Source organism: Moorena bouillonii PNG (genome assembly GCF_001942495.1).
GTDB lineage: Bacteria > Cyanobacteriota > Cyanobacteriia > Cyanobacteriales > Coleofasciculaceae > Moorena > Moorena bouillonii.
Window position 1 is genome coordinate 4,554,801 of sequence record NZ_MKZS01000001.1, and the last position, 8,513, is coordinate 4,563,313.

General features: G+C 41.8%; 9 protein-coding genes. 8 read left to right on the plus strand and 1 reads right to left on the minus strand.

Annotated elements, in window-relative coordinates; translation table 11 throughout:
* Positions 1–80: 80 nt before the first annotated feature.
* From BJP37_RS18455 to BJP37_RS18465, 3 genes are all read left to right on the plus strand, one after another.
* Positions 81–2,312: a tetratricopeptide repeat protein gene (locus BJP37_RS18455; RefSeq protein WP_075900908.1), complete on the plus strand. Its 2,232-nt coding sequence runs from the start codon at positions 81–83 to the stop codon at positions 2,310–2,312.
* Positions 2,313–2,314: 2 nt separating this feature from the next.
* Positions 2,315–3,574: an ATP-binding protein gene (locus BJP37_RS18460; protein WP_075900910.1), complete on the plus strand. Its 1,260-nt coding sequence runs from the start codon at positions 2,315–2,317 to the stop codon at positions 3,572–3,574.
* Between the two features lie 201 nt (positions 3,575–3,775).
* Positions 3,776–4,135, plus strand: a complete 360-nt coding sequence (locus BJP37_RS18465; RefSeq protein WP_070396494.1) for a four helix bundle protein — start codon at positions 3,776–3,778, stop codon at positions 4,133–4,135.
* Between the two features lie 220 nt (positions 4,136–4,355).
* Here the strand turns inward: BJP37_RS18465 and BJP37_RS18470 are convergent, their stop codons facing one another.
* Positions 4,356–5,105: an SDR family oxidoreductase gene (locus tag BJP37_RS18470; protein WP_075900912.1), complete on the minus strand. Its 750-nt coding sequence runs from the start codon at positions 5,103–5,105 to the stop codon at positions 4,356–4,358.
* 279 nt (positions 5,106–5,384) lie between these two features.
* On the opposite strand from BJP37_RS18470, the gene BJP37_RS18475 reads away from it, so the two are divergent.
* The 5 genes from BJP37_RS18475 to BJP37_RS18495 form a co-directional block, all read left to right on the plus strand.
* A complete protein-coding gene (locus BJP37_RS18475; protein WP_229415356.1) occupies positions 5,385–6,371 on the plus strand; it encodes an AAA-like domain-containing protein in 987 nt (328 codons plus the stop codon).
* Between the two features lie 176 nt (positions 6,372–6,547).
* Complete coding sequence (locus tag BJP37_RS18480) at positions 6,548–6,874, plus strand: hypothetical protein (RefSeq protein ID WP_143727677.1); 327 nt, start codon at positions 6,548–6,550, stop codon at positions 6,872–6,874.
* Between the two features lie 39 nt (positions 6,875–6,913).
* Positions 6,914–7,372, plus strand: coding sequence for a hypothetical protein (locus tag BJP37_RS18485; protein WP_075900916.1), 459 nt, complete (start codon positions 6,914–6,916; stop codon positions 7,370–7,372).
* A gap of 347 nt (positions 7,373–7,719) precedes the next feature.
* Positions 7,720–8,061, plus strand: a complete 342-nt coding sequence (locus BJP37_RS18490; protein WP_075900918.1) for a hypothetical protein — start codon at positions 7,720–7,722, stop codon at positions 8,059–8,061.
* A 118-nt stretch (positions 8,062–8,179) separates the two neighbouring features.
* Positions 8,180–8,513 (plus strand): hypothetical protein (locus BJP37_RS18495; RefSeq protein ID WP_075900920.1); only part of this gene is annotated, 334 nt, incomplete at its 3' end.

Sequence of the window (8,513 nt, forward strand, 5' to 3'; positions counted from 1 at the left end):
CGCGCATTTATTCCTTAATTCAGGAACGCCTAAAAAAAGGGGGGAAAAGAGTAGGAAGTAGGGCATAGGGGTAAGTAAAAATGGACGAACAAAGAAGACAAGCATACCTCAACCTGATCCAGCAACTGCTAACTTGTCCCAGCGGTGAAGTAGTTAAAATTATTGAGAGCAACCGCGAGTTAATGGATGCAGAGTTATTGCAGCTAATGGCACAAGAAGCAGAAAAACTAGCAGCCGATGGCAACCAAAACGCTGCTGAATTTTTAGCTAGTCTCAGGAGTGAGCTTTTAGAGATATTTTTAAAATCCCCTACTTTAGTTAATGCTTCATCCCAAGACTATCTGGACTTCTTGATGGAGGTATTGCGAGGAACTGCCGACAGCAATGGCGACCCCAAAGTAGTCTACCCACTCCTGGAAGCAAACCTAGATAAACTGGATGATAACTTTATCGATATCCTGAAAAATTGGGCAAGTGCTAAACTATCAGAATTGGAACCAGAAACAGCAGAAAGTATTGCTAAATTTCTTGGTAAATTTAGCATCCTTTTTAAGAATTTTTACCTCGGCAATAAAGCCAATAACATCGAAATTACCATTGCTGGTTACGAAATAATACTAACAGTTATAAACCGTGAAAGTAACCCGGAAACTTGGGCAAGGACTCAAAATAACCTGGGCTATGCCTACAGTGACAGAATCAATGGAGATAAAGCTGATAATCTCGAAATTTCCATAGAAGCATACCAACTAGCTTTGTCCGTTTATACCAAATCAGACTTTCCCGAAGATTGGGCAAGGACTCAAAATAACCTGGGCTATGCCTACAGTAATAGAATCCATGGAGATAAAGCTGATAATCTTGAACTTGCGATCGAAGCATTCCAACTAGCTTTGTCAGTTATCACCAAACAAAATTTCTCCCAATATTGGGCAAGCACTCAAGCTATCCTGGGTCTTGCCTACAGTAACAGAATCCGTGGAGATCAGGCTGATAATCTCGAAAAAGCCATTGAAGCATACCAACTAGCTTTGTCCGTTTATATCAAAGAAGATTTCCCCCAATATTGGGCAAGGATTCAAAATAACCTGGGCATCGCCTACATTTACAGAATCAGTGGAGATAAAGCTGATAATTTTGAACTCGCCATAGAAGCATTTCAACTAGCTTTGTCCGTTTATACCAAATCAGACTTTCCCGAAGATTGGGCAAGGACTCAAAATAACCTGGGCTATGCCTACAGTAATAGAATCCATGGAGATAAAGCTGATAATCTTGAACTTGCGATCGAAGCATTCCAACTAGCTTTGTCAGTTATCACCAAACAAAATTTCTCCCAATATTGGGCAAGTACTCAAGCTATCCTGGGTCTTGCCTACAGTAACAGAATCCGTGGAGATCAGGCTGATAATCTCGAAAAAGCCATTGAAGCATACCAACTAGCTTTGTCCGTTTATATCAAAGAAGATTTCCCCCAATATTGGGCAAGGATTCAAAATAACCTGGGCATCGCCTACATTTACAGAATCAGTGGAGATAAAGCTGATAATTTTGAACTCGCCATAGAAGCATTTCAACTAGCTTTGTCCGTTTATACCAAACAAGACTTCCCCGAAAAGTGGGCAATGACTCAATATAACCTGGGCTATGCCTACAGTGACAGCATCAATGAAGATAAAGCTGATAATTTTGAACTCGCCATAGAAGCATTCCAACTAGCATTATCCGTTCTTACTAAACCATACTTTCCCGAAAATTGGGCAATTGTTCAATATAACCTGGGTAATACCTACAGTAAGCGAATACTAGGAAATAGTGCAGAGAATCTGGAAAAAGCGATCGCATGCTATCAAAAGGCTTCAGAGTTCTACACCCGTGAAGCGTTTCCCGAAGATTGGGCAGACCTCCAACGTAATATTGGTAAACTGCTGGTTCAACAAGGAAGCTGGTATGATGGATTATCCCGTTTAGAGCAAAGTCTCCCGATCTATCGTCACACCGAAAACCTAGAAGCCCTTGCAGATTCAGTATACCACATTGCCCGCACCCATCATTTAATCATGAACCTAGACAAAGCCCGGATGAATTACCGGGACGCTCTCCGCATCTACAATCATCTCAATAATCAACCAGGAATCGCTATCTGCAAAACGGGATTAGGCATGCTGATGATTTCCATTGGATTTATCGACGATGCTAGACAAGAACTAACCCAAGCTTATGAAATTTGTCATACAATTAAGGATAAGCAAGGAATTGATAATATTCAACAACTGCTCCAAGTTATTAATAAAATTAAAGCGAAGCCATAGCCATGAGTGAAGCCGATAAACTTTGGGATGAAACCGACGAAATTTTTACTAGCTGGAATCTTAAAGACATTCCTTTTTCTGAAAGTGCTTCTAGCTTGGGGTCAAACCTAGATAAAGTTTTTACAGGTCGCACCCAGGAGTTAAGGACGATATTTAATTTGTTGCGGGGTCGCGAACGGAAGCGGATATTAGTCTACGGTCCCGTTGGGATTGGTAAAACAGCATTTATTTTAGAAGTATTGAGCGTCTTACAACGAAAAAGTAAAGATACTCTCGCTACCTATATTAGTCTACCCTTTGAAACTGATTTAGCAACCGCTGCTTTGATTGCCCTAGCCCGACATATGCCAGAGGATGAGTGGGCGCAACAACTGTTAAACAACATGGGATTGATGAGTGAATCGACTCGCAAAACCAAGACTAAGTTTGATGCCAAATTCGCCGGGTTTGGGGGAAGTATTGAAGCGGAAGCTAAACCGGTTAATGCCCCAAAGTTTCCCACTCTCACCTTTCAAGACTTATTGGAAAGAGCGCTGGAAAAGTATAGTCGTGTGGTGATTGCTATCGATGATTTAGATAAACAAGACCCAGCTAAGGTGCGTCAACTATTGCACGATGCTCAAGGCATGCTCAAAGGTGATGCTTGGTTTATTTTGACTGGGCATCCTTCCGGGTTGACTCGGGATTTGTTGATCTCCGAACGAGGGTTATTTGATTTAGCATTAGAGATTAAAGCATTAGACCAACCCACCACTTATCAAATGTTAATTAACTATCTCGCTAGCGCCCGGATTAACAAAACCAACAAAGATGAAACTAATCCTGATGCGGTTCATCCCTTCACTCTAGAAACTGCTAGAAATCTGTGCGCACATTCCCAGGGGATACCCCGTTGGTTTAATCGCATTGGTAGTTATGTATTACTGAAAGCAGCGGACCTGAAAGCAGAAAAGATTACACCAGACGTCTTTCAGCAAGGTTTAGAGTATGTCAGTCAGAAACTGCGCGGTCAGTCAGAATTAACTCCTGAAGATTACTATGTGCTTGACTTAGTTTTAGAAAAAGGGGTGCTATCCGATGAAAACGTCACTATGGATGACCTCAAGCGTCTTAAAACTCAACAGTTCAGTCAAGTTTTACCGATTTTAGATAAATTAATCCAATTTGATTTAGTGCGTCGTTTACCTACGGATAAAGCAGCGGAATATCAAGGGAATCCCATACTTTTGCCTCCGTCAGAGCAGTCAGATGAAGAAGAATGAATGTAAGCCATCAGCAGTCAGTGGTCAGTGGTCAGCTATCAGTTATCAGTTATAGCAGTCCTAAATGATTCGTGAAATATATTGGCTAAAGTGATAGCTATAACCCTTGCCCAGCAACGATTCCAGATTTGGCTGATTTTACAAATGATTTAGGATTGCTATATCAGCTATCAGCTTATGCACAAAGGGGAGAATATAATATTGAGAGATTTTAGAGAATTGAAAGTCTGGGGAAAAGCCCATAAGCTTACGTTATCTGTCTATAGGGCAACCCAAGTATTTCCCAAGGAAGAACTGTATGGGTTGACAAGCCAAATCCGCCGCTCTTGCGCTTCAATCCCTGCCAATATTGCCGAGGGATGTGGTAGAACCGGAAAAGCCGAACTAGCCCGTTTTCTTCAAATTGCTATGGGTTCAGCCAGTGAACTTGAATATCACCTGTTACTGGCTCACGATCTTAACTTACTCAAAGCCCAAGACTATGAATCCCTGGCAGCAGACGTAACAGAGATTAAACGAATGCTTACCTGTTTTATTAAAAAGCTAAAAGCTGATAGCTGACGTCAGTGGTCAGCGGTCAGCGGTCAGTGGTCAGTGGTCAGCTTATTTTATTCAAAAGCACCTCAAGTAGCGTGGCCTACAGCCAATGGCTGATAGCTGATAGCTGACCGCTGATAGCTGATAGCTGATAGCTGATAGCTGATAGCTGACCGCTGATAGCTGACCGCTGTTCGCGTAGCGTGCGCGTAGCGCTTAAGCTGAATGCTTACGACTCCTACATCTATTGAGCGAGAAACCCTCCATCTACAGCTAAAAATTCTCCTGTAATAAAAGATGCTTTATCTGAACACAGAAAAACGACAGCATTGGCAACTTCTTCTTCTCTGCCTACTCGACCCATAGGATGTTTTTTTATAAACTCTTGATAGAAAGGAATAGGGAAGAAAGGACGAGCCATGTCTGTGTCAATTACACCGGGACATACGGCATTAACACGAATGTTAGACTGTGCCACCTCTAAAGCCGCTGTTTTAGTTAAGCCTAATACTGCGTGTTTACTAGCGGTATACAGAGATATTGGTGATAAAGCAACCAAACCTAGAATAGAAGCACAATTAACAATTGCTCCCCCTCCATGATTTAACATATAGGATAGTTCGTATTTCAGAGATAAAAATACCCCTTTAACATTGACATTAAAGACTTGGTCATAATTTTCTACTGTTTCTTCGGTAATTGGATTTCCTACAGCGAAACCAGCATTATTAAAAGCACAATCAAGATGACCATAGATTTCAACAGTTTTTTCGACTAAATTCTTAACCTGTTCTTCTTGAGTGACATCAGTTTGGATAAAAATCCCTTCTCCACCTACTTGTTTGATTAACTCAACGGTTTCTTCTCCTTCTTTACTTCGACGGGCAGCAACCACAACTTTTGCACCTTCTTTGGCAAAGGCGATCGCCGTTGCTCGACCAATACCAGAACTAGCACCAGTAATTAATGCAACTCTATTTTTTAGTTCTTCCATTGTTGATATCTCAGGCAGGATAAGTGTGTCTAAAATACTATTTATAGCGTTTATAGGATTTATGAGGTACGCTTCTAAACCTCAAAGTCCCCCTTGATAAGGGGGATTTAGGGGGATCTATTTGTACCTCATAGCATAGAGTGAGCCGTAGTGAGCCGTAGGGTGGGCAGTGGATAAGACCAATTGAAAAGCTGACAATCGCTTTGCTAGCCACTGCCCACCCTACCTCAACGTTTGCCTCTTGCCTTGCCCTAATATTCCCAAAACATTTTTACTGACATGATTGCTCAAGAATTTGATGAGTTTTACCCCTCCCGTCCAGTTCTGAGTGTAGTCTCTGGAGTAGACTCAGAATCAGAGTTAGCTTGGATACAAGCAAAAGAGTCTGCTGATCAAGTTGTCTTCAAAAATACAGGCAAACATCTCAGTGACATTGAAACCAAAGTACTTCAGGGTTCCTGGGAAGGGAAAACCTATGAGCAGATCGCCAATAGGTATGGCTACAGTGCTGAGTATCTTAACAAAGATATCGGCAACAAATTATGGAATAAGCTGTCAGAAGCCTTAGGAGAAAGGGTTACCAAAAATAGTTTCAAACAAGCACTGAAAAGAGCATGGAAAAAGTGTCAAAGTAAATCAGTTAGCACTAATAGAGAGCAGCAACCATCTGAGCCCCTAACAACGCTACCATTTCCGTCGGGTTGGGTGGCCCTGGATTCACCTCTTTATGTGGACCGAGACAGCATCGAATCTCTCTGTTACGATACCGTTATTATGCCTGGTTCCCTGATTCAGATTAAAGCACCAAAGCTAATGGGAAAAACCTCCTTAATGATGAGGATTCTAGCTCATGCTCAATCCCAGGATTTTCAAACGGTGTATTTAGATTTGAATAGTGTAGACCGAGCCATTTTAACGGATTTAGATAAATTCCTACGCTGGCTCTGTTTGAAAGTTGGTCGGCAGTTAAAGTTAGACAATCAGTTAAATGATTATTGGGATACAGAGATTTTGGGTAGTAACGATAACTGCACAGTCTATTTTGAAGAGTATTTACTGGCAGAAATAGATTGTCCCCTAGTCTTAGCATTGGATGAAGTCGATCGAGTTTTTCCCTACCCCGAAGTAATAGAAGACTTTTTAGGGATGCTGCGCAGCTGGCATGAGAAAGCCAAGATTTCAGATATCTGGAAGCAACTGCGGCTAGTGATAGCACATTCTACCTCAGGGGGTGACAAGCGCTCTTTAAAATCTTACAGGGGTTAGGTTAATGGGGTTAGGTGTTAGGTAAAATTGCCCTGGCGGGATGGATTGATTAAAACTATCATTGACAAAGTATGCGTGAAAATTGCTTCAATTGCTGGGAAATACAAATGACACCGATGCGCTCATTTTACCCAATACCTAAAACCTAAAACCTAACACCTATCTAGGTTTGAGCTTTGTTGTCACCCCGTGAGATTTTTTTAGAAGAGAGTAGAGTTGATTTAAAGGAACAAATAGACACCTTTCCAGAAGATGTTGCATCCCTCTTAGATACCATCTATTATTGGTGCACAAAATACCCTGACATTTTTACGGCTTTAAGTGCTAAACTAGATAGCATGTTTGGTTCAATACCTGGAGAACAACAGGGTCCAGCTGAATCCAATCCCAAACCTCAACCCAAAGACTACAAAACACTCATCAAAAACCAGATGCGGGAAAGTTTTGGCGAAACTACTCCCGAAGCTACTAAGGAGCAAAAACCATCAGACTCTAGCAAATGAACCAGACACCCACAGCTTGGAAAGCAGAACATTAAAGCATTGAGTTTGCCCAAGGATGACCTGGGATTTCTACAAACCTTCCTTGACCGCACCTGCAAGCAATCTCACACTCAGATTCAAGTAGACCTCAACTACCTTAGACCTACTCAACATTTATTTGAGCAGATGACTGCCACGATTCGGGGCATGATCGAGGTTAAGCAAGCAGAAAGCGATCGCATTTTACAGAAAACCTTACAAGCTAATGAAGCTGCTGCCCAAAAACGGGAACAAAACTTAGAACTAGTAGTTACCGTAGTCGGTACCGGTTTAGCCGTTAGCGGTATTTCGTCCCAAGTTGCTACCCATCCTACCAAGGAAATCTCATCAGCTTACCAAGAAGCTAATCTTCCCAGTTATTTGGGCTACAGTTTTATAGATATAGTAATTCATCTCCTAGTAGGAGTGATCTTAGCAACTCCTGTAGGCATTATTCTTTGGTGCTGCCAAAGAAAGTAAGTATATGCGCGAAGCGCACGCTACTTGAGGTGCCATCAGCCGTCAGCCGAAGGCCTTTGGCCACGCTACGCGAACAGCCGTGAGCTAAAAGCTCACGCTACTTGAGGTGCCGTCAGCTTATTTTCTCACGAGGTGACAACAAAGCTCAAACCTAAGTAAGCGCAAGCGTTTGACTTCTGACTTCTGACTTCTGACTTCTGACCTCAGACTCCCTTTAATGTAAATTCAGTTTCCTTAGCAAGACCTTATCAAATTCTCAGTTAAGGGTCACTGCCTCCTCAGTTAAGACCTGCATTCTAGTAATTACAGGAAAGCAGTTAACCAAATCAACCCCAGGAGAAACAAACATGAAAGGTATCGTACTTGGCAGTTTAGGAACTTTATTGATTGCTACCGCTACCACTCCCGTTTTAGCATCAGAAATCGCTGCCAATTCTACTACCAGCCGTAACAATATTGTCGAAGTTCAACCGTTTAACCTGGTCTATCTCGGTTATCAAGGTTACTTTGCTGAGCAAGGTATTCCCAGTAATGCTAGTTTCATCAGCGCTGTAAAAACCAAGAGAATTACTGCCAAAGACCTAGTAGCCAGTGCTATTAAAAGAGGAAGATTATCCCCAGAAACTATCAATGATTCTACCTATCTGGCTCATGTGAATAGTCAACTATCCAACCTGGATAATGATTAATACTTAGGTAAGCATTTAGCGGTCAGTTATCAGTTGAATGCTTACCTAAGTTAAGACCTACATTCTAGTAATTAAATAAAAGCAGTAATTAAGCTAATCAATCTTAGGAGAAACAAACATGAAACGTCTCGTACTTGGCAGTTTAGGCACTTTATTGATTGCTACCGCTACCACTCCCGTCTTAGCATCAGAAATCGCTGCCAACTCTACTACCAGCCGTAACAATATTGTCGAAGTTCAACCCTTTAACCTGGTCTATCTCGGTTATCAAGGTTACTTTGCTGAGCAAGGTATCCCCAGTAATGCTAGTTTCATCACCGCTGTAAAAACCAAGAGAATTACCGCCAAAGACCTAGTAGCTAGTGCTATTAAAAGAGGAAGATTATCCCCAGAAACCATCAATGATTCTACCTATCTGGCTCATGTGAATAGTCAACTATCCAACCTGGATA